Origin of the sequence: Pseudomonas putida, from assembly GCF_003228315.1 — a bacterium.
Classification (GTDB): Bacteria; Pseudomonadota; Gammaproteobacteria; order Pseudomonadales; family Pseudomonadaceae; genus Aquipseudomonas; species Aquipseudomonas putida_S.
Window position 1 is genome coordinate 750,433 of sequence record NZ_CP029693.1, and the last position, 20,096, is coordinate 770,528.

General features: G+C 54.0%; 15 protein-coding genes and 2 pseudogenes. 6 read left to right on the top strand and 11 right to left on the bottom strand.

The genetic code is table 11. From position 1 onward, the window contains the following. Nucleotide 1: 1 nt before the first annotated feature. The 6 genes from DKY63_RS03380 to DKY63_RS03405 form a co-directional block, all read right to left on the bottom strand. A complete protein-coding gene (locus DKY63_RS03380; RefSeq protein ID WP_110962823.1) occupies nt 2–1,060 on the bottom strand; it encodes a WD40/YVTN/BNR-like repeat-containing protein in 1,059 nt (352 codons plus the stop codon). A gap of 56 nt (nt 1,061–1,116) precedes the next feature. Then, the gene (locus tag DKY63_RS03385) at nt 1,117–2,484 is read right to left on the bottom strand and encodes a DUF1329 domain-containing protein (protein ID WP_110962824.1); all 1,368 of its coding nucleotides are present in this window, start codon (nt 2,482–2,484) and stop codon (nt 1,117–1,119) included. 14 nt (nt 2,485–2,498) lie between these two features. Further along, entirely contained in the window at nt 2,499–4,181 is a 1,683-nt protein-coding gene (locus DKY63_RS03390; protein WP_110962825.1) for a DUF1302 domain-containing protein, read from the bottom strand. A gap of 81 nt (nt 4,182–4,262) precedes the next feature. Next, nucleotides 4,263–5,384: an FAD-dependent oxidoreductase gene (locus DKY63_RS03395; protein WP_110962826.1), complete on the bottom strand. Its 1,122-nt coding sequence runs from the start codon at nt 5,382–5,384 to the stop codon at nt 4,263–4,265. A gap of 96 nt (nt 5,385–5,480) precedes the next feature. Further along, nucleotides 5,481–5,879 (bottom strand): Rieske (2Fe-2S) protein, encoded by a 399-nt coding sequence (locus DKY63_RS03400; RefSeq protein WP_110962827.1) that lies wholly within the window; start codon nt 5,877–5,879, stop codon nt 5,481–5,483. Between the two features lie 3 nt (nt 5,880–5,882). Continuing rightward, nucleotides 5,883–6,824 carry a VOC family protein gene (locus DKY63_RS03405; protein WP_110962828.1) on the bottom strand — a complete coding sequence of 314 codons (942 nt, stop codon included), beginning with the start codon at nt 6,822–6,824 and terminating at the stop codon, nt 5,883–5,885. 270 nt (nt 6,825–7,094) lie between these two features. Here DKY63_RS03405 and DKY63_RS03410 point away from each other — a divergent pair, with 270 nt between their 5' ends. Further along, nucleotides 7,095–8,042 carry a LysR family transcriptional regulator gene (locus DKY63_RS03410; protein ID WP_110962829.1) on the top strand — a complete coding sequence of 316 codons (948 nt, stop codon included), beginning with the start codon at nt 7,095–7,097 and terminating at the stop codon, nt 8,040–8,042. Between the two features lie 241 nt (nt 8,043–8,283). Beyond that, nucleotides 8,284–9,441 carry an alpha/beta hydrolase family protein gene (locus DKY63_RS03415; protein WP_110962830.1) on the top strand — a complete coding sequence of 386 codons (1,158 nt, stop codon included), beginning with the start codon at nt 8,284–8,286 and terminating at the stop codon, nt 9,439–9,441. Between the two features lie 43 nt (nt 9,442–9,484). Here DKY63_RS03415 and DKY63_RS03420 read toward each other — a convergent pair whose 3' ends face one another. The 5 genes from DKY63_RS03420 to DKY63_RS03440 all read right to left on the bottom strand — a co-directional run bounded on the left by DKY63_RS03420 (nt 9,485) and on the right by DKY63_RS03440 (nt 15,440). Beyond that, nucleotides 9,485–10,762, bottom strand: coding sequence for an OprD family porin (locus tag DKY63_RS03420; protein ID WP_110962831.1), 1,278 nt, complete (start codon nt 10,760–10,762; stop codon nt 9,485–9,487). Nucleotides 10,763–10,797: 35 nt separating this feature from the next. Continuing rightward, on the bottom strand, nt 10,798–12,132 hold the full coding sequence (locus tag DKY63_RS03425) for an MFS transporter (protein ID WP_110962832.1): 1,335 nt from the start codon (nt 12,130–12,132) through the stop codon (nt 10,798–10,800). 194 nt (nt 12,133–12,326) lie between these two features. After that, nucleotides 12,327–13,526, bottom strand: coding sequence for a formaldehyde dehydrogenase, glutathione-independent (gene fdhA / locus DKY63_RS03430; RefSeq protein WP_110962833.1), 1,200 nt, complete (start codon nt 13,524–13,526; stop codon nt 12,327–12,329). A 79-nt stretch (nt 13,527–13,605) separates the two neighbouring features. Then, nucleotides 13,606–14,682 (bottom strand): aromatic ring-hydroxylating dioxygenase subunit alpha, encoded by a 1,077-nt coding sequence (locus DKY63_RS03435; protein WP_110962834.1) that lies wholly within the window; start codon nt 14,680–14,682, stop codon nt 13,606–13,608. 38 nt (nt 14,683–14,720) lie between these two features. Next, nucleotides 14,721–15,440 carry a PDR/VanB family oxidoreductase gene (locus DKY63_RS03440; RefSeq protein ID WP_343327507.1) on the bottom strand — a complete coding sequence of 240 codons (720 nt, stop codon included), beginning with the start codon at nt 15,438–15,440 and terminating at the stop codon, nt 14,721–14,723. A gap of 489 nt (nt 15,441–15,929) precedes the next feature. Between DKY63_RS03440 and DKY63_RS03445 the strand changes: the two genes are divergently transcribed. The 4 genes and pseudogenes from DKY63_RS03445 to DKY63_RS03455 form a co-directional block, all read left to right on the top strand. Then, nucleotides 15,930–16,403, top strand: coding sequence for a MarR family winged helix-turn-helix transcriptional regulator (locus tag DKY63_RS03445; protein ID WP_110967828.1), 474 nt, complete (start codon nt 15,930–15,932; stop codon nt 16,401–16,403). Between the two features lie 1,305 nt (nt 16,404–17,708). Next, nucleotides 17,709–18,005: pseudogene (locus DKY63_RS33000) on the top strand (HAMP domain-containing protein); the annotation flags it as partial. Beyond that, the gene (locus DKY63_RS33005; RefSeq protein WP_430523173.1) at nt 18,000–18,863 is read left to right on the top strand and encodes a methyl-accepting chemotaxis protein; all 864 of its coding nucleotides are present in this window, start codon (nt 18,000–18,002) and stop codon (nt 18,861–18,863) included. The pseudogene DKY63_RS33000 and the gene DKY63_RS33005, both read left to right, overlap by 6 nt. 850 nt (nt 18,864–19,713) lie before the next feature. Next, nucleotides 19,714–19,963, top strand: a pseudogene (locus DKY63_RS03455) (histidine kinase); the annotation flags it as partial. Nucleotides 19,964–20,096: the final 133 nt, after the last annotated feature.

Below are 20,096 nucleotides of genomic sequence, written 5' to 3' on the forward strand. Positions count from 1 at the left end.
CTCAGTCCGCGATTTTGGAGGAGGAAGAAAGCGCTAGGCGCTGCGCGCCAGCCATACCAACAGCGACCAAGGCGCCATCAGATGTCTCACTAACAGAGGTCAAAGGAAGCCCTTCGGATACGGCGATTGGCTGCAAGTGCAGATCTGTAAGTCCGCTTTGCAGGAGGATGCCGGCCTGATTGACCAGCAACAGGTTTTGACCCGCTATACGAATTGCATTGAGGGAAGCAGGGATGGGGTTATCGACGGACTGGAAGCTGATGCCACCATCATCGGAGGAGAACAACTTGCCTCGTAGACCACCGACCAGAATCTTCTTGTTGGGAAGTATTGCGGCGGCGAAATAACTGCCTTCGTAGGGCCCCTTAAGGGCTTCGAACGTGAGGCCGTTATCGATGGAACGCAACAACAAACCTTGCTCACCAGCAATAACAATCTCATCACCGTTGCGGGCCATCGCATAGAGATGCAGTCCTCGCGGATTTGGAAGATCGCTCATCCAAGATTGCCAGGTATTGCCTCCGTCTTTGGTCGTAAGAGCAAGACCGTACGCCCCAAGGACGACGCCGTTCTTTGCATCAACGAAATTCACCACAAGCAATGGCTTATCGGCACCGTCAGCCGACAGTCTTTGCGCTGCGGCGATTCGTCCTGAATCCCCGGTGACTTCCGCTGCTTGCAACTCGATGGCAGCCGCTTGCTTTCCATCCAATTGCACTTGCCAGTTTTCCCCGCCATCACTGCTATGCAGCACGACACCGGAGTGGCCGACAGCCCAGCCATTCTTGGAGTCAACGAATTGCAAACTGGTCAACGTTGTGCTGACGGGACTGGCAGATTGTCGCCAATGCTGGCCGCCATCATCTGATAGCAGTACAACACCGCGTTCGCCGACTGCAACCAGCCGCGAACCGGCTTGATTCACGTCCAGGAGCACTGCGTGCAGTGCTTGAGATCCGAGCACTGTCCTCTGGGAAAGGACATCTACTGTATCTGCTGCCCAGACTGGCAGCAGCGAGCAGCCTGCGGCCATTAGCAAGCCGGAGAGTATCTTTTTCATCACACACAACCTTTTTATTCTTATTTGAAGCAGGCGGGGCTTACGCCCCGCCAAGATTACCGAACGCCTTCACCCGCCATCGCGTCAGCGGTAAAAACCGAGTCCTTGTAGGGCGGCAAGATTCGGTACTGCTCGTTCTTCCCCGCAAAAACGTCACCCACAAACCATGCTCCTGAGAGCAGGTCATAGAATCCGGTGGTGAGTGATGCTGTTCCGGGGAGGTCGGGCAGAACAACCGGGGAAGTCCACAACACTTTCGCAAGTTGACCACGGGCGTCGTAACGATCGCCGAGAACTGCAGTCCAGGTGTCCTCATCGAGGTAATAGGTACTCTTTGGCATAACGTGCCGTGCCCCACTTTTTAGGGTGGCTTCAACTACCCAGACACGATGCAGTTCCCAGCGCACTGCGTCGGATTTCATGTGGTGCTCATCGAAGAGTGCTTCTGGATTAGAAGCGGTGAGTACTCGATTTGAGTTGTACGGGATGTACATCTCTTTCTTGCCGACCAGCTTCCAGTCAAACCGATCAATCCGGCCGTTGAATACATACAGTTCGTCGAAACTCATCACGCCTGCGGTAGCTGGAGTTGGTGTATCGCAACAAGCGTTAGGAAGTCGGCGTACCCGTCGCTGACCAGGCAGGTAAGTCCAGGCCGCGCTATTTTCGGCGTTGAGATTTTCTAGACCGGTGATTGCCTCGCCAGCGCGTAGTGGAGGGCCATCATTGGTCATCCGGATCGCCCAAAACACGCCCTTGTCACTGCTAAAACCAGGGAGATACCAAGGCATTTGCAGATCAGCCCGGGAATCGTTGGTCAGTACGTGTTTCCCGTCCGCAGTGGTGAGGTATTGAGTGAAATTGACGTGCCACGAAGCTCCACGCCAACGCAGGAGGTGATTCCAGATTGCTTCTGCACCACTCTGGGGAATCGGAAACGGAATTCCGCCAGCAGCACTTTCGGGCATGGGGCCAGCCGGGCCGTTTACCAATTTACCGCTCGTAGCGTTAGCGTAGGTCGCATCGTAGATTGACTGCGGTGCTGCGGCACTACGATGAGTTGGGTACACCACGACTTTGTAGCTGTCTGGGTACTTTTTCAGCATGGCTTGGGTGCCGGCCGACAACTTATCGGCGTACTGAGCCATGTTCTGGGCAGTAATGGTCAGTTGGGCCTGGTCGGCTGCGAATGGATCGCTGCGCTTACCACCATTCTTAAAGGATGGATCAGCTTGGGTGAGGCCACCTTTCCACTCGGGAATGCTACCGTCGGCATTTCCTGCGCGTTGTGCACCAAACGGAGTCAGTGTCGACTTCAATTTGGCCGCTTCATCGGCGGAAACTGCGGCCATTGTTCCGTGAGCAAAAAACAGCGAGGCGCTCAAGGCGGTGAGCAAGCATACAAATTTCTTATTGTGTTTCATCGAATATTCCTCGATCAGAAGGTGCGGCCGACGGTGAAGGCGATGAAGTCGCGGTCTTTGAGCGATTGCTCGAAGGTGTAGTGATTGTTTGCATCCAGGAAGGTGTTTTCCGGGCCGTAGTAGTGCGTGTACGTCAGGCCTAGATTCCAAGTGTTCAGATAGTTGCCCTTGAGCCCGATATTGAGGTCACCACCGTGATCAGCACCGAAGCCAGTGCCCAGCGCCTCAGAAGCACCGTTTGTGTAGCTGGCACCGATGGGTACGGACAGATCGAGACCTGGTAGGGCCTGGCGATACATAGGCTCGTAAACAAGTCGCAGGCTGGTGGCGTCGCGGTCTGCATTCGGGTCAACGGCGTCTTTGTTTTTGCTGACGCTCATGACTCTGTTCCACGCAATTTCACCGAGGAAGTTCGCTTCCGGGATGAGGGCGTTTGGCTCGAGACTGGACAGCCAAGAGAGGTTGGCGTGCAGCGTCCTCCCCGTTGCATACAGAGGATCATCGTCGTTGTTGATTGCCTCGCCTGGTGCAAGGGCATGCTGGTTGGTGGACGCTAGAGGCTGGTTCCAGCGAGTGGATACCTCACCTGCAATGTTGTAGTTACCCAACGTGGTGGAGAAGCTCGCGCCCAGAGACTCGATACCTTCCGGGTAGACCCAGTAGTACTCGCCGGCTTTGCCAGTCTGAGGGTTCAGGTTGGCGAAATCCGGGCGCACATTTAGCTGAGGGTTCTTGTCATGAAAGCGAATGGCATAGACGCCCCAGTCCACCGACTCCGTACGCCAGCGAAGTTGAACACCGCCTTGCCCAGAGTCCTTCGCCTCCTTGTCATTGCCATGAAAGAAAGCCAGCGGTTGGGCACCCGGAAACAGAGGTGCACCAATGAACAGACGCTCATTACCGTCACCAAAGCTGTCGGAGCTGGAGAAGTAGCTTCCAGCGGCTGGCAGGCGATTAGCCTCCCACTCGAACTGGTAATACGCGCCGATGGACACATCTGGCGTCAGTTGGAGCTGACCAGAGATCTGCTGCACTGGACGAATCAGTTCTTTGAACTGGGTGTTAGGTACCGATAAAGCCTTAACGACATCAATTGGCGCCATGCCGCCGGCGATACCATTCATCCCGTAGAAGAGACTCTCGCCCCATTGCATTGCGTACTGACCAACTCGACCTGAAGCTTGCATGTCTCCGAAATCGGTCTTGCCGAAAAGGAAGGCGTCCAGGAGTTCACCCTTACGGCCATGTAGGGTACGGGTATCATCGGTGAACTCGTCGAAGTCGACCGAGTAGCTATTGGCGCGGCTCGGATCATTATTATCGGTACCGCGGTTATAGACGTCGTCATACCATGCGGCTCCGCTTACGCGAGCACCGACGTTTTGGTATGTGATATCCATTTCAGAGAGCAGATCGAGGCGATTAGAGATAAGGCCTTTGTCGAAGTTACGATCGCCGTCATCTTGGTTCAGCGCTGTTTGGCCATCGATCAGTTTGTCGCTCTGACCTTTTGTACGCCATGCGGCGCTGTATTTAAGGGTGTTGTCCCAACGCACTCGAAGGTCAGGGTTCCCTGTGTCGAACTCAAATGCACGGGCATCAGGCACCCCTGCAGTGATTGCTAGTAAAGAAATAGCGAATGCCAGGGGCTTGAGCGGCGGCAATGGCCGCGCGGGTGCGCGCTTGGGAGAAAGCATTTAAGTCACCTCATTATTGTTTTTGTATGTCAGCGTTGGCTGCGAGCGGGTGCGCCTCAGGTTTGGCGCACGGCTGCGATGTCAGATGGGGCGTGCAGTGACCTCCAGCATTTGCTTGACCAGGGCTATGCGGTCGAAGTCGGAGTCTTTCTGCATTTCTTTTTCGCCAGCGAACAAAGACTTCTCGCTGATGAACTTGCAGCGCCCGAATCGACGACCCATGAAGCGCTGTAGTTGTTCAGCTAGAGTCCCGCCGGAAGTGAGCTCCTCGCTTAGAACGATGGCGTCCTCAATCGCCATACCAGCACCTTGGCCCAGGTGCGGAGTAGTGGCGTGAGCTGCATCGCCGATGAGGAGGACGCGATCACGATACCAAGGCTCATCGACGAAAACGGCCTCAAGCGGCTTGTAAACAACCTGCGAGTTGTCAGTGATCTGGTCGCGCAATCTTTCGATCAGACCACCAAAGCCGGTAAGGCGGTTGCGAAGCTCTTCTGCCAGGGTGCTCTCATCCATCCAGGGATTGCCTGGTTCGTGGGAAGTGGTGAAGAGATACATCAGATCTTCGGCTAGTGGGACGAGGCCCGCATTGCCGAATGGGCCCTGGTAATTGGCGAGATGGTCGATTTCAGGTGTGCGAGGAAAGTTGTAACGCCACACGGATTGCCCGGTGAAACGAGGTTGGTATTTATTGCCGAACAGCAGACTACGAACCTTGGAGTACAGCCCGTCTGCACCAACAACCAGAGAGTAACGAGAGCGGCTTCCATCGCTTAACAGCACATCAACGCCATCTGCGTCCTGATCAAAACTCTCAATAGAAGTGCCCAGGTAGATGTGGGTACCAAGCTCGATTGCAGTTTCGCTGAGTACCTTGTGGAGCGCGCGGCGGGAGATGCCTACGTTGGCAGGATAATTTGGCCCAGCAAGGCGCTGACCTGGAATTCGAACCAGGGGCACACCATCGGTGTTGTAGATGCCGACGTCTTCAAATGCATATGCAGCATCAAGGTACGCATCAAGCAGGCCCAGCTTCGCCATTTCACGGACGACGTTGCTTTGCTGGATGATGCCAACTCCGTAGACAGTCCATTCGGTTCTGAGCTCGACCAAGTCGACCTCAATCCCTTTGCGACGCAATGCGATAGCCGTACACAAACCACCGATACCGCCACCGACAATCAGGACTTTTGCAATATTCATGAAATTACTCACGTGTTGTTCTTGTTCTCCGCATCCCAAGTTGGTGCGGCCGTTATTCGCGCTTGGGTCGAGTTTCCCGAGCGCAGTGGGATTTGACTAATCGATTCCTCGGATGCGACCTATCGCGCCGCGCGATACCTCGATGGGTTGGCCAAAGTTATCTATGCAGAGGAGAAGCAAACCCTCCTCGCATCGAAATTTAAGAGCCGTTAACGATTGCCCCAGGCAGGGGCCGAATACGCATTCACCGGTATCCGGCATGAATTGCGCGCCATGTGCGTAGCAGATGACTCGCTGCCCATTAGCAGATAGAAATCGATCCTTTCTGTATTCCAGAGGCACATCGAGGTGAGGGCAACTATTGCGGTAAATCCGAACCTCCCCGCGATGCAACAGAGCGAACACGGTGTCGCCACCTGACTTGAAAGGATCAAAGCCGCGTGCCTGGCCTTCTTTCAGTTGATCGAGAGGGCATAGCGCTACGCTACGATCCACGACTTAGTCCTGCTTCGGCGGTGGGCCGCCCGGAGCCCATTTTTCGCGAGAGGTAAAGAGGAACAACTGCGAATTGTCTGCGGATATAGGAGCTACCCGAGGCGCCCAAGCGTCATCGTGTTTGTCCATATCAGCGTCGTATTCGATGTGACAGCCAAGGGGGCTGTTGAAATACCAGAACCAGTTGGAGCCGAAAAGGTGGCGGCCGGGGCCCCAGAAACTTGTCCAACCTTTCTGCTGAAAACGAGTTCCGGCGAGAAGGACTTCTGTACCGCTGCCCATATGGAATGTGAAGTGCTCGCAGCCCTTCATGTGGGGTGGGGTCTGAATCATGAAAAGGCAGTGATGGTCATCCATACCTTTTGGTCGCATGAATGGGCCGACACCCGCGAAGCTGTCGGTAGTTACGAAGCCCAGCCTATCGCGATAGAAGGCTTCGCCTTTTGCTACATCCGGGACGAAGTACACGACATGCGAAAGCGTTCGCGGCAAAGCGTCCATTTCGGGCGTGATACCCAATTGGTTTACTGGACGTTGTGGCGGATTGCCGGGTGCGTTGGTTAGATCTGCTGGAGCGGTAAAGTGGCGGCGCCAAGTGACTTGGAAAGCAATAGCAAAACCAAGGTCATCTACAGTATGCAAGGTACCGTTCGCATCGCGACGAACCTCACGATCTCGGCTCAACTCGTCCTCGATTGCAGCGAGATCGGTGGAGCTTGCAACCCCATAGATAGTCTCGCGCAGAGAAGGCGCGGGGCCCATTGCTGCAGGAAGATTCGGATCCTCGGGGCGACGGATGATGATGGCCGAACCGTCCAAGGCCTCAAAGTGGCCTCCGTCGGCGTCCAGGTGTACTGCGGTCAGTCCGTAATCACGAAGGCAATCAGCGCAGGCTTGAAGGTCATCGACGCCAAATACCAAGGCATCAAGGCCAAGAATGTTCATGGCAACCACTCCATTGAAATTATGATCCGACCGAAAGGCCGGTGGTGTCTCTGCGGTAGGCATGCCGCATGACTGGAGTGGAGAGTGCTGTGGGAGTTCGTTGCTGACTAATCGCAACGTGGGATGCCAGCTATCTGAAAACTCAATACATAGCTGGAGAACCAGCTAGCAGGGGCCTATTCGATGACTGGGTTGTAGGTTCTCTTGACGTATCGAGAATGTCGGAAGAAGGTATCTCAAAAATAACTACAATATCGGAGATGCATCGCGATGCGATTTCATCATTTGGATCTGAATCTTCTGGTAGCTCTAGATGTGCTCCTGGAGGAGCAGAATATTACGCGCGCTGCTGAACGCCTTCATATGACACAGTCTGCTACGAGTGGCGTACTCGGGAGACTCCGAAAGTACTTTGAGGACGATCTCCTCGTGCAGGTAGGTCGGTCAATGCAGCCCACGCCCTATGCCCTGGAGTTGGCAAAGCCTGTGCGTGAGGTGTTACTGACGATCCGATCTTCCATCACTGCGAAACCCGTTTTTGATCCCGCTTCCAGCAAGCGACATTTCCGCTTGGTCGCGTCGGATTATCTAATCAGCGTTCTATTTGCTCAGGTGATCCAGCGTATACATCAGGAAGCTCCAGGGATCACATTTGAGATGCACCCTCCTGGGGAGCAAGCGGTGGAAATGACCGTACGGGGTGAGATTGACCTGATGTTCGTACCGGAGCGCTATCTCATAGAAGGGCACCCGTCTCAATTGCTATTCGAGGAAGAACACGTTTGCGTTGTTTGGAGTGGTAATACTGCAGTTGGCGAGGTGCTAACGCTGGAGCAGTACATGGAAATGGGCCATATCTCCGTTGGATTTGGTCGTTCTCGCCAACTCAGCATTGAAGACTGGTTTATGAATCAATATGGCTTCAAACGTCGATTGGAGGTCATCACCAATGACTTCAACACGTTGCCGCAGCTGCTGGTGGGCACGCACCGAGTTGCCACTATGCACCGCAGGCTGGCCTTGCTGTACGCGCGTTATCTACCGCTTCGTATCCTTCCGCCGCCCGTCAAAATTCCAGTGATGAAAGAGATCATGCAGTGGCACCGCAGCATGGATGGTGATCCCATGCATCGTTGGTTGAGAGAGACCGTTAGAGAGTTTATTCAGACGCTCGATCAAGCTGGTGAGCAAACGCAACAGACCGTGGCGCGCCGTTGAGCCACCATCTATCACACCCTATCTTTGCACGCGTAATCCGCAAGGATTGCGCGAAGTCCAGCTTCGGCAAATCTAAGGATTTACAGGCTTTACGGATATTGCATCGCGTTTCGTGATACCTCGCATCCTCACTCGCGATTAGCCAAAGTTGAGCTGTCTGAATAACGTCCTGCTCTGATCGTGCCCGACTTACCTACCGTTTTCGGGCTCGCCTTACGACTGAAGAAGGACAACAAAAAAAATGTTTCGATATTTCCCCACTAATTACGTATGGAATCTGTCGGTGGATCTCGCCATCGAGATGGGTGCTCGCATGGGCGAGATCGAAGAAATGTGCGCGCCTCTACAGGAAGCTGCTAAACAACCTGATGTAGCTGGTACTGCGGCCTTTCGCGAGTCATGGTCAAAGATGGCTGACAAGCTCTGTGGTCTTGCAGAGGAAGACGAGGTGGCGGGTCGTTTGCTTTCCGCAGGCGAGAAGTACAACCGTGCCGCCACCTATTATCTAACCGGCGAACGCCTGCAGGCGCACGGGGCGCCTGGTCGGCTGGCGCTGTATCAACGATTCCTGGAAACCTTCGCGCGCGGCATTGCACTGTCCAATGAAAACTGTGAGCGCGTCGAGATCCCTTATGAGGGCAAGTTTATCTCAGGCCTATATGTCCGCGCAGAACGTGGAGAGGGCCCGGCGCCACTGTTGCTCCAGGTTAATGGCTTGGATTCGACCAAGGAAATGAAATACCGCGTTGGCCTGCCTAATTGGCTGGCCAAGCGTGGCGTGTCCTCGCTGATTATCGACCAGCCTGGTACCGGAGAGGCGCTGCGCCTGCATGACCTCACCGCCCGCTATGACAGCGAGCACTGGGCCAGCCGAGTGGTCGACTGGCTGGAAACGCGCCCCGAAGTTGATCCTAAGCGCATAGGAATGGAAGGCGTGTCTTTAGGTGGTTACTACTGTCCGCGCGCTGTAGCTTTCGAACCACGTTTTGCCTGTGGCGTTGTCTGGGGTGCAAATCACGACTGGCGTGATGTGCAGAAGCGTCGTCTGGAGAAGGAGGGTAGCTTGCCTGTGCCTCATTACTGGACGCATGTCTGCTGGGTGTGGGGGGCGAAAAACACTGAAGACTTCGTGCAAATTTCAGAGAACGTTCACCTCGACGGCATTCTCGATCGCATTAAAGTACCTTTCCTTGTTACCCACGGAGAAAAGGATTCCCAAATTCCGCTCAAATGGGCCCACCGCACCTTTGAGCAGCTGGTAAATAGCCCGAAACGCGAGCTTAAAATCTTCACCGAGCGCGAGGGTGGTGTGCAGCACTCAAGCTTCGATAACAGCATCAATGCTGGACAGTACATCGCCGACTGGGTAGCCGAAACCCTTGGTGGGCGCACTGCGTGAAACAAGGCTCTGCCTGTGCTTGGCACAGGCAGAGCCAACTGGCTCACCAGATTTTAATGGTGTAGTCGACGTTTACCCGAGTTTCGTTGTCGCTTCTGAACGTTGACGCAACGCCTTGTTGATTTCGGTAAAAGGCCTCTCTTATGCGAAACGCCAAGCCTTTCGCTGGGCCAGACTGGATGACGTATGCCAACTCCAAATCTTTCGACGACTCCGTAAGGTCATTGCCCCCCAACGCCGGCAAGTTGATGTTGTTACCATGCAGGTAGCGCATCATTCCTGTCAGGCCGGGAAATCCCGCTGCTGCGAAGTCATAGTCATATTTCACAAGCCAAGTTCGCTCCTTGGGATTCACGAAATCCGCACTCATCGTTCCATCGCTCAATACAACAGGCTCCCCTCCAGCTATGTAGGGGAACGCGGTGTCTCCAAATTGCTGCATATAGCCGATCCCTAAGGTGTGACCGCTCCAGGCATAGCTGAACATCCCGCCTACGTTTAGGTTATCGACCTTCCCAGCCTTGGCTTGGCCATCGTCTCGGCTGTTGAACACCCGGATATCAGATCGAAACTTACCCATCCCGAGCGGCATTGTGTGGAGTACGCCGAAAAAGTCTTGGGTATAGATGTCCTGTAACTCCGCATGGATGAGCCGCAGGGTCAAACTGTCTGTCCACCGATAGTCACCACCGTAGAAGTCGAAGCGTTCGGAGGATGCTCCTGGTTTGAAGCGGCCATTCGGGGATGCAAGTGCGATCGGCTGATAGTCAGTAGAGTCACGCAGATTGACCCGAACCATACGTCCCGCATGAATGGTTAGTTTCTCTATGTCATCGGAGGTTAGGTAGGCACCACGGAATGATTGCGGCAGCAGCCTCGCAGGGCTCGCATTTATCACAGGTAGGGCAGGAAACTGCGTGCCTACTGAAAGCTTGGTTTTGGATATTTTGCTTTTTAGTGCCAGTCCTAGCTCAGAGTAATCGTCTCTTGCCTCTCGGGTTATTGGGTTAAAGGACAGTAGCTGAGTCCCCGTGCGATCAGGTGACGAGTCGAGTTTGATGCCTAACAAGCCCGTGACATCAAGTCCAAACCCAACTGTCCCCTCAGTGAAGCCGGAATTGGCTTTCAGAATAAAACCTTGAGCCCATTCGCGTGCGGCGGAGTAGGGGGAGTCGCCCTTATAGTCGCGATCAAGGTAAAAATTTCGAGTGGTGAGCGTAGCACTGCTGTCTTTGACAAAGTCTGCTAGCGCACTTTGCGATAGCAAAGCCACGAGCATCCCCAGGCTGGTCAGCCTGAAGCTAAAAGATTTATTGCACATGAAGAATCACCTTCTTGTTGTTATGGGTGATCTGATTAGGAGACAGGCTTGAATGTGACCTGGAGCATGGAGTGACTTTTCATGAGCCACACCGCTATCGCCGCGACAACAAATGCGGTGGCGAAAAGGAGATAAAGATCAGAGGGCAACCAACTCGAATCGATCAGTTTGCCTGCCACCAGAGGAGAGAGAATTGCCCCCATCCTTCCCATGCCGATCGCCCAGCCCAAAGCAGTGACACGCTGCTCAGGGGCATACATGCTCGGCGTCAGCGCGTACAAGCCAGCCACACAACCATTCACTAGGATCCCGATTATCAGTACCAACACGAATGCCAGGCTAAGGTTGGACGTGAAGTGGACGAAGATTGCGATGAACGCGGCGTTGAGGCAGAGGTAACTCATCAAGACACGCGGTAACCGATATCGCGCTGCAAGCAGGCCAATAAGAGAAGTACCAACAATTCCTCCAACGTTGAGTAGTACACCTCCCGTAATCCCCTGTTGGTTTGAAAGCCCTGCGGTAACCAAGAGTTTCGGTGTCCAGCTCATGACGAAATAGAAGCCGAACATGACTAGGAAAAATCCGGCCCAGACCAGTAGGGTTGAACGCAGAAGATCCTTGGAAAATAGCCCGGCAAAAGTCTGCCGCAGAGAGGTCTGTGCGTTCAGCTCGGTTTGAGGCATAGCAGAGATTTGATTGATCCCTACTCGGCTCAGCAGTCGATTCAATCGATTCAAAGCGTTATGCGGCTGACGAGCGACGAGAAATGCGATGGACTCAGGGAGCAGGAAATACATGACGGGAAGTACCATCAGGGTTACCACACCGCCGTAAAGAAATACCGCGCGCCACCCCATATGAGGAATGATTTGCGCAGCTATAAGGCCGCCTATCGTGGCGCCCAAGGCGTAGGCTGTAGATTGCAGGCTGATCGCAAGGCTTCGCCATTTCTGATTCGCATATTCCCCGGCAATGACGTAGCTGCTCGCGAGTACGCCGCCGATACCCAGCCCTGTAAGGAATCGCAAAGCGCCGAGTATGGTCACGGAAGATGCCTGGGACGATGCCAGCATCCCCAGTCCAGCGATTGAGATGCAGAGTAGTATCAATGGGCGACGGCCAAATCTGTCGGCCCACGGTGCGATAAATAGTGAGCCAAATGCCATGCCTATCAGACCTGCACTTAACAAGTAGCCAAGCTGAATGCCACTAAGGCCCCACTCGCTTGAGACGGATGCAGCGGTGAATGCCATCACCAGTACATCAAATCCATCAAGCATATTGATAAGGAAGCAGAGGGAGATCACTACCCATTGGAACGCCCTCATATCTTGTTCTTCCATTTGCACAGCGATCGACGGACTCATGGTTTTGCCCCCCAAGTAGATTGTGTCTTAGGTTTTTTTGGGGCGATCGGAGTCATCCTGCTGAGGAGGAAACATGAGAAATTCATTGAACACCTTTTGTTTTTGTTATGCGTGCAACGCAGAGGCTGGGTCTTGGTAACTGAATGCTAACTGGCTGCCGATTCCTCTATAGGGATCGGCAGCCGATGGCTATGTCAGGCGGTACGGAACAAATTGTGCGGGTCAATGACGAATTTCTTCGGCACTCCTGCGTCGAACTCACCGTAACCTTTTGGGGCGTCATCTAGGGTGATGACTTCCACGCCGACGATGTCGGCAATCTTCAGGCGATCCCACATGATGGCCTGCATCAGCTGGCGGTTGTATTTCATCACTGGGGTTTGGCCAGTATGAAAACTATGCGACTTGGCCCAGCCCAAACCAAAGCGGATGCTTAGGCTACCGCGTTTAGCAGCGGCATCCGTTGCTCCTGGGTCTTCGGTAACGTACAGACCTGGAATACCAATTTTTCCTGCAACGCGGGTGATACCCATCAATGAATTCAGCACGGTGGCCGGAGCTTCTTGTTGCGATCCGGCGTGACCGTGCCCACGAGCCTCGAAACCTACGGCGTCTACCGCGCAGTCCACCTCAGGGTCTCCCAATAAATCGGCGATTTGCTCGTGTAGCGGGGTGTCTTTGGAGAGGTCGGCGATCTCGAATCCCTGTTTCTTGGCGTGGGCCAAGCGGGTCGTGTTGACGTCGCCGATGATCACCACCGCGGCGCCTAAAAGGCGCGCCGAAGCAGCGGCCGCCAGACCTACTGGGCCTGCACCAGCGATGTAAACTGTGCTACCAGGGCCGACGCCAGCAGTGACTGCCCCATGAAAGCCAGTAGGCAAAATGTCAGATAGGCAGGTCAGATCGCGAATTTTCTCCATGGCAGCATCGCGATCGGGCAGCTTCAGCAGGTTGAAGTCGGCGTAGGGAACCAATACGTATTCGGCCTGGCCACCGACCCAGCCGCCCATGTCGACGTACCCATAGGCGCCGCCAGCTCGAGCAGGGTTTACCGTCAAGCAGACGCCGGTGTGTTGTTCCTTACAGGTTCGGCAATGACCGCATGCGACATTGAAAGGAACCGAGACCAAGTCGCCAACTTTCATGGTTTCTACGCCTCGACCGATCTCGATCACTTCACCGGTGATTTCATGGCCTAGCACCAATCCCTCCGGCGCTGTGGTTCGGCCACGCACCATATGCTGGTCAGAGCCGCAGATGTTGGTGGATACCACGCGAAGAATCACACCGTGATCAATCTGCTTGCCTTGAGGATCCTGCATCTTCGGATAGGGAATATTCTGCACTTCGACCTTACCTTGGCCGAGATAAACCACACCACGATTTCCAGACATACGTTCTCCATCTATGCGCCTTGGGCGCGCTGTGAGATCTGCTGAATAGAGGCTGTTTTGGTCGCCTCCTGATTGACCATCAAGACTCTTGGCGAAGCTGCTCGATTATCTTGCGTGCACGGTTTGCGCCTACGTCCACGTGGATGTCCACCATTGGCTTGGGGCCGAACTCGAGCATGTTTTTGTACTGAGCTTCGATAACGACCTTATCCTCATCAAAGGTCATGGCAGTCTGTTCTACGACCTTTGTCATGACTTCTTCAGGATTGCTCTTCGGATTGGATGCGATAGTCCAGAAGTAATGGCTGGAGGTTTCCGTTTCGGGGGTCACTCCGTGGAAACCACGCATATGGAACCCTCCGCGCTGTGGGTCATCTAGCGATACCGTGTTCGCGTCAGCTGCACCTGTCCAAATACGGAGATGCGTGACGTGGAATTCGATTTCTTGCCAGCGATCGACCTTGCCCTGGAATGGATAAGCCGCGGTGTAGGTGGGTGGCGGTACCGAATCCGGCATATGGCGAGTGACCTTCACAGTCGTCTCATCACTATCGACACGCATTTGGGCATTCATGTGGATTTTCGCGTTACCACCGATAGTGCGCAGGTGCACGTAGCCCAGATGGCTCAGGTCAAGCAAGTTGTCATGGATTAGCTGGTAAGGCGCATCGTAGTGATAGACATCACCTTCGAAGAGATACTCGCCGTTGGTGTGGATGTCGTATGCCGGAGGCTCACAGGTGGGCTCTTTGTTATCCGCGTTGCCGAACCAGATCCAGATAATCTGATCGCGCTCACGGACGTGGTACGCAGGCACTTTGGCTTTCGAAGGGATTTTGGTCTGCCCAGGCACCTCCAGGCATTGCCCCTCTCCGTTGAACAACAGGCCGTGGTAGCCACAGCGCACACCTTGCTCTTCTAGCGTGCCGTGAGATAGAGGCAGGGCTCGATGGCAACAGCGATCTTCCAGAGCTGCCGGCTTACCATCTGCCGTGCGAAACAGCACAATGGGTTTTCCGAGCAACGTTCTGCCCACCGGTTTGTCCTTCAGTTCCCAGGCAAAGCCTGAGACGTACCATTGATTCAACGGAAACTTCGGTAGCTCTGAAGGAGCCCCAACCTCATACGCGAGCGATTGAGCTTGCGATGTACTCATTACGATCTCCAACTATCAGGTTTGTTCTTGTTAGGGGGTTACAGATCCAGCACAAGTCGTGGACTGCGAGAGCGGGAACAGCATGGGGTGAAGCTGTCGTTTCGTGCGTGCTCTGTGGCGTTCATGAACTGATCTCGATGATCAGGCTCACCTGCCAGTACTCGAGTGACACAGGCTCCGCAAATGCCTTGCTCACAGGAGGTTTCAATTTCCACATCGTGCTCAAGCAGCGCTTCAAGTGCGGACTTTTGCGCGGGAACTTGAATTACACGTCCCGAGCGGGATAGCTCAATTTCAAATGGCTGATCCCCTTCGAGAACTTGCGACGGAGCAGCAAAGTCTTCTCGATGAATGTTCTCATCACTCCATCCAGAAACTTTCGCAGTAGATTGAATGTGTGACATGAAGCCGGACGGGCCACATACGTAGAGCTGGTCGCCTTGCGCCGGATTCGCGAGGATCCGTGCGGCATCTAAACGTTGCTCGGATGGGCCATCGTCGACATGAACGTGGACATAATTAGCGAAGGGGGCTTCGTTCAGGATCCCAATGAACGCCAGCCGTTCAATGGATCGGCCGCAGTAATGAAGCTCAAAGCGCTTTCCCTCTGCGACTAAGGTGTGGGCCATCGCAAGAATCGGAGTGATCCCAATGCCTCCGGCAAATAAGACATAACGGTCACCAGTGAGATCTAGATCGAAGAGGTTACGAGGGCTCCCTATCGAGAGTTTTGAGCCCTCCGCTACATCGATATGCATCCCCCTGGATCCTCCCCGAGATGCTGGCTCGTTGAGTACCGCAATGAGATATCGGTCTCGCTCATGAGGGGCGTTACACAGTGAGTACTGCCGAACAAAACCAGGGGCAACATGGACGTCGACATGCGCCCCTGCAGTGAAAGCAGGAAGTTGTCCGCCGTTAGCAGGCATAAGTTCGAAGCTGCAGACACCTTCAGCTTCAGAGATTTTGCGAGATACATAAACTTCGAGCATGAGCGTAACCCCACCGCGAATGTGCAGTGTTTGAAGGCAAGTGGACGTTGAGCCGGATTTACCGACTGAGAGCGGTAAGCGTTGAGATCAGGAAGGGGGAGATAGGAGCAAGCAGGTCACGGCACGGACACCTCTAAGTTTTTATTGTTGTACTGCGCGCTTATGATGCAGGCGCAGAATCGTTGTGAGATTCTTATCCTAAGCATTTTAGTTGCGGTGTCAACTAATTCAATCGACGTTCAGGAACCGCTCGTCATGACCGAATCATCCCCCCTCAATCTGGAGCGCTACGTTCCTGCGCTGCTCACCTCCCTGACCAACAAAATGGCTAGTGGCGCATCAGCTTGTTATCGCAAGCATTTCGGGGTCGGCATTGTTGAATGGCGGGTACTGGCGATGCTGGCTGTTGAAGATCACATCACTGCTAATCGGATGGTTCAGGTCATAGGCTTGGACAAAAGCGCCGTCAGTCGAGCGCTGAAGCTGTTAGAGCAGGATGGGCATGTTTCGACTGAGGTCGATGGGGAAGATGCTCGTCGATACACCGTCTCACTTACACCTGCTGGGCGTAAGTTGCATGACCAAGTACTGGTGACAGCGCTTGAGAGGGAGAGGCTACTTCTGGCTGCTTTGAACGATGATGAGATAGAAACGCTCATCGGCTTTCTGCATCGCATGAGCGCTCAGTTAGAGGCTGTGAATGCAGTGGAACCGGACGTCCAAGCATAGGCTAGATATGCCTTTTACAGTCACTTCGTAGGCGTCGTTATGCCAGCGTGCCCGATATCGTCATCAGCGCCGCCACCTGTGCACCTAGCGTCGGACTATAGGGTTCCTTGCTCTATGGCCCCACCATCCAGTTCAGCGACGCCAAGCACTTTCCGCTGTAGTTACCTTCACTCTACCGGCGGCCTTTGGCCGCTGCGCGCTGATCATCCTGCCGCACTGGGTGACCACGCCGCTCACACCATCCTGTGTATTAGTTACAGGAAAGACGTGACCCTGCCCGTTGTGCCCTGGTGAGCACCTGATACGCCCCCTCATCGCGCTGGCCGATACCTCATAGCGTTAAACGCGATTGGCGTGAAGGCTCGCGCACTCGTTAGCGTGTGTGCGCTTTTCACAATAATAAATAAGGCTGCCATATGAAGTCCTTGTCACATTTGTCCCTTTCGTCATGTGCTCACGTCGTATCTGCGCCCAATACCATAGACATCCTTAGCGTGCTGATCTGCATTTCCGCTCGCGGGGCTTGATATGAGTAAAATTAGAAATTTATCGACCAATCTCTCCGTAGGGGCCAAGTTGTGGGTTGGCTTTGGTCTTGTCTTATTTCTCACTGCTAGCGTCGCTGTCACAGCGTTCATCTCCATCACCACGTTGCAACAGCACAGCGAACGTTTACGCGGTGATTTGCAAGTGCAGGCCCAGGTTCTGCAAGCACGTATCGCTGAAAAGGACTTCGCGCTAGTTCTTGATGAGCGAGCGGCCCAGCAGGTACGCCAGACTGTCGAACAATTGCAAGCGGCATTGTCGGTCGACGCTAATTCCACTCGACAGGAGATGGCATCAGCCGCGCAGGCGTACGTCCTTCAATTTGAGCAGTACGTAAAGTCGTTGCATCAGTTGCACGACGCTCGCGTTGGTATGCAGCGCATGGCGCGTGTCGCTGCAGAAAGTTTCAACGCAGTATTCCTTGATCAGCTCGATGGGCTCAGTGCAGGTGCTGATGGGCAGGCGAGGTTGGCGACAGACCAGTTCGCCTTGCTAGAGCAGAGTGCTGCATTGCGTGACAAGCTGGCACAGATGCGGGACAGCGAGCTGTCATACAGCGTGGATAATGACCAAAGTCGCCGTGCCGATTGGGAAATGGGCATGAGCGATGTGCTCTCGACTATTGATACCCTGTCTTTAAGGGTAGGGGATGATGGGCAGGCATCACTTAAGAGTGCGCGTGAGGCGCTGAAGGACTACCGTTTAGCATTTGCTCAGTTCGCCACCAATCGAGACCTAATCGCCCAATCCAAGGCCAGCATGCAGCACCAAAGCGAGTATCTTGGGGTGTTACTAGCAGCTTTGGAACAGGAGCAGGCCCGCGCAATTGCCCAAAGTGGAAGTAGTGCCAATCGCCAGCTTGGCATCATCACCTTGCTTGCCTTGAGTCTGGGCATCGGCTCTAGCCTACTAATTCGCCAGACAATTCTACGCCCACTACGAGAAGCAGTAGCTTGGGCTCGGCGTATTGCCGATGGTGATCTTTCTGGCCCTCGCCAAAGCACTGTGCGCAAAGATGAACTAGGCCTGCTGTTGCACTCCTTCGGTGACATGCTTGACAGCCTACGAGGTTTGGTAAGACGCATCAGTCAGGGTGTCGAGCAACTGAACGGAACGACCGGCAACCTTGCCACAGTTATTTCTAATACCTATTCAGGAGTCGAGCAGCAACGCAAGGAAACAGAAGTTGCAGTTACTTCTATGCAGCAGATGAGTTCCAGGGCGCGAGAGGTGGCGCGAAACACCTACGAAGCTAACGATGCGGTGATGAAGGCCAACGAACAGGCGCGGGACGGAAATCTCCTAGTACAACGAGCGGCCGACAGAGCCGGGTTCCTAACTCAGGAGATGAATGGATGTGCTGAGGTAATGCATGAATTGCTAGGCGAATGCTCGGCAATCAGCGGGGTGCTGGATGTCATTAAGTCAGTAGCCGTGCAGACCAATTTGCTCGCACTGAATGCATCTATTGAAGCTGCTCGTGCCGGCGAGCACGGTCGTGGCTTTGCGGTAGTCGCTGATGAAGTGCGGGGATTAGCTCAGCGGACTCAAGCGTCTACTGATGAGATTAAGTCGCTCATCGATCGGCTATGCAGTGCCGCACAGCAGGCAGCGACGCGCTTGCAGGAAAACCGTCTGTTGACGGACGAGTCTGCAGTACTTGCGGGAGAGGCATCTGTTGCATTGGAGCGCATTACCCAGGCTGTCGCTACCATCGAGCAAATGAATCAGCAGATTGCTACAGCAACTGAACAGCAGAGCATAGTGGCTGAGGAGGTCAATCTCAGCATGACGAAGGTACGCGTCGTTGCAGAAGAATGCTCACAGCAGAATCTCTCGCTGCAGGCTTCGAACGCGGATCTGCAGAAGGTCAGCGGCGCGCTAAATGTGGCGGTTAGGCATTTTCAAATTTGAGCCCAATGAGTCTTCAAGGGTGACTGGCTTCATAGGCAACATTGGGGCGATGCTAACCTCCCGTAGCAGTAATCCTCTTCAAGTCTCGGTTATTAACCCGGAACTACTAAGCATTGTACGGTCAGAGTTTTAAGACTGTGTTAGTAGGACTCTCCACACCTAAGGTTTGCTCCGAAGCTAAGGCCATGCTGCGCATGTAAGGGTTGTGAAGGCGCCATTTATGATGATGACACCGAAGACCCGGACATACTCAATCTGCTGTCGCAGTGCTGTCACTATTCACGAGAGAAAAAATATGAAGGCATAAATTGCATAAGCGGAGCGGGAGAGCGATCAACGTCTGTCCGCAGCTTGCTCAAGAACGAAGCGCCTCGTTAGCCAGAGTGCGAGCGGCGAAACGAAAGCGAACATCTGCGAGGGCAAGGCGTTAAGAAAATCTGCGGTGATTGGGCTAAAGGGGAAATGTTGCTGCACCTGATCAAGCACTGAGTCGCGCGATTTAATCGGTGCGCACAAATTTGCTGCAATCAACGAAATTCCGAGCAGCAGGGGTGGTGCGAATAGATAATTTCCGACACGAATGGTCGAGGAGGAGGACGTCATAAAGCCATGCACAACTAAAGGACGGATTTGTCCTATGGTTGCGTTGGTTGACGTTAACGCTTACGCAAAGCGCTGGGTAGCGCAATGTCTATTTCCAATGTTATCAGAGTGATACATCTTGCTGTCAAGGACAGCAGAAACTTTCAGTCCCGTTAGTGTCGGCTGCGGTGCTTCCGGGAGACAAAGATATCGAGCCTAAATTTCATCGCCCAACATCTCGTTAATCTCTCTATTTGAACGCCCTAGAGCAAAGCGAGCGGCAGCTCTGACTCACCGCCTCCTGGCTTTCTCGCGTCGACAGACGCTTGAACCCAGACCGATTGATGTAAACAAGCTCATGTATGGGATGATTGAGCTGATTCAGCGTACAGCCGGCCCCCGGCATTGTTGTCAAAACTGAGGGAGCTGCGGATCTTTGGCCTGCATTTGTCGATGCAAGCCAGCTTGAAAATACGTTGCTCAATCTCTGTATTAACGCCCGCGATGCCATGCCTAACAAAAGCCCTAGAAGGCCTAGCACCGCCCCGCGACCATTGAGTCTTGGCTGACCAAGTGATCTTGGATTGAGTACAAAGCGGCTTGCTCACCTGAGCTGTAGGTTGCAGAACCCATGCTGGGTGGACACCTGAT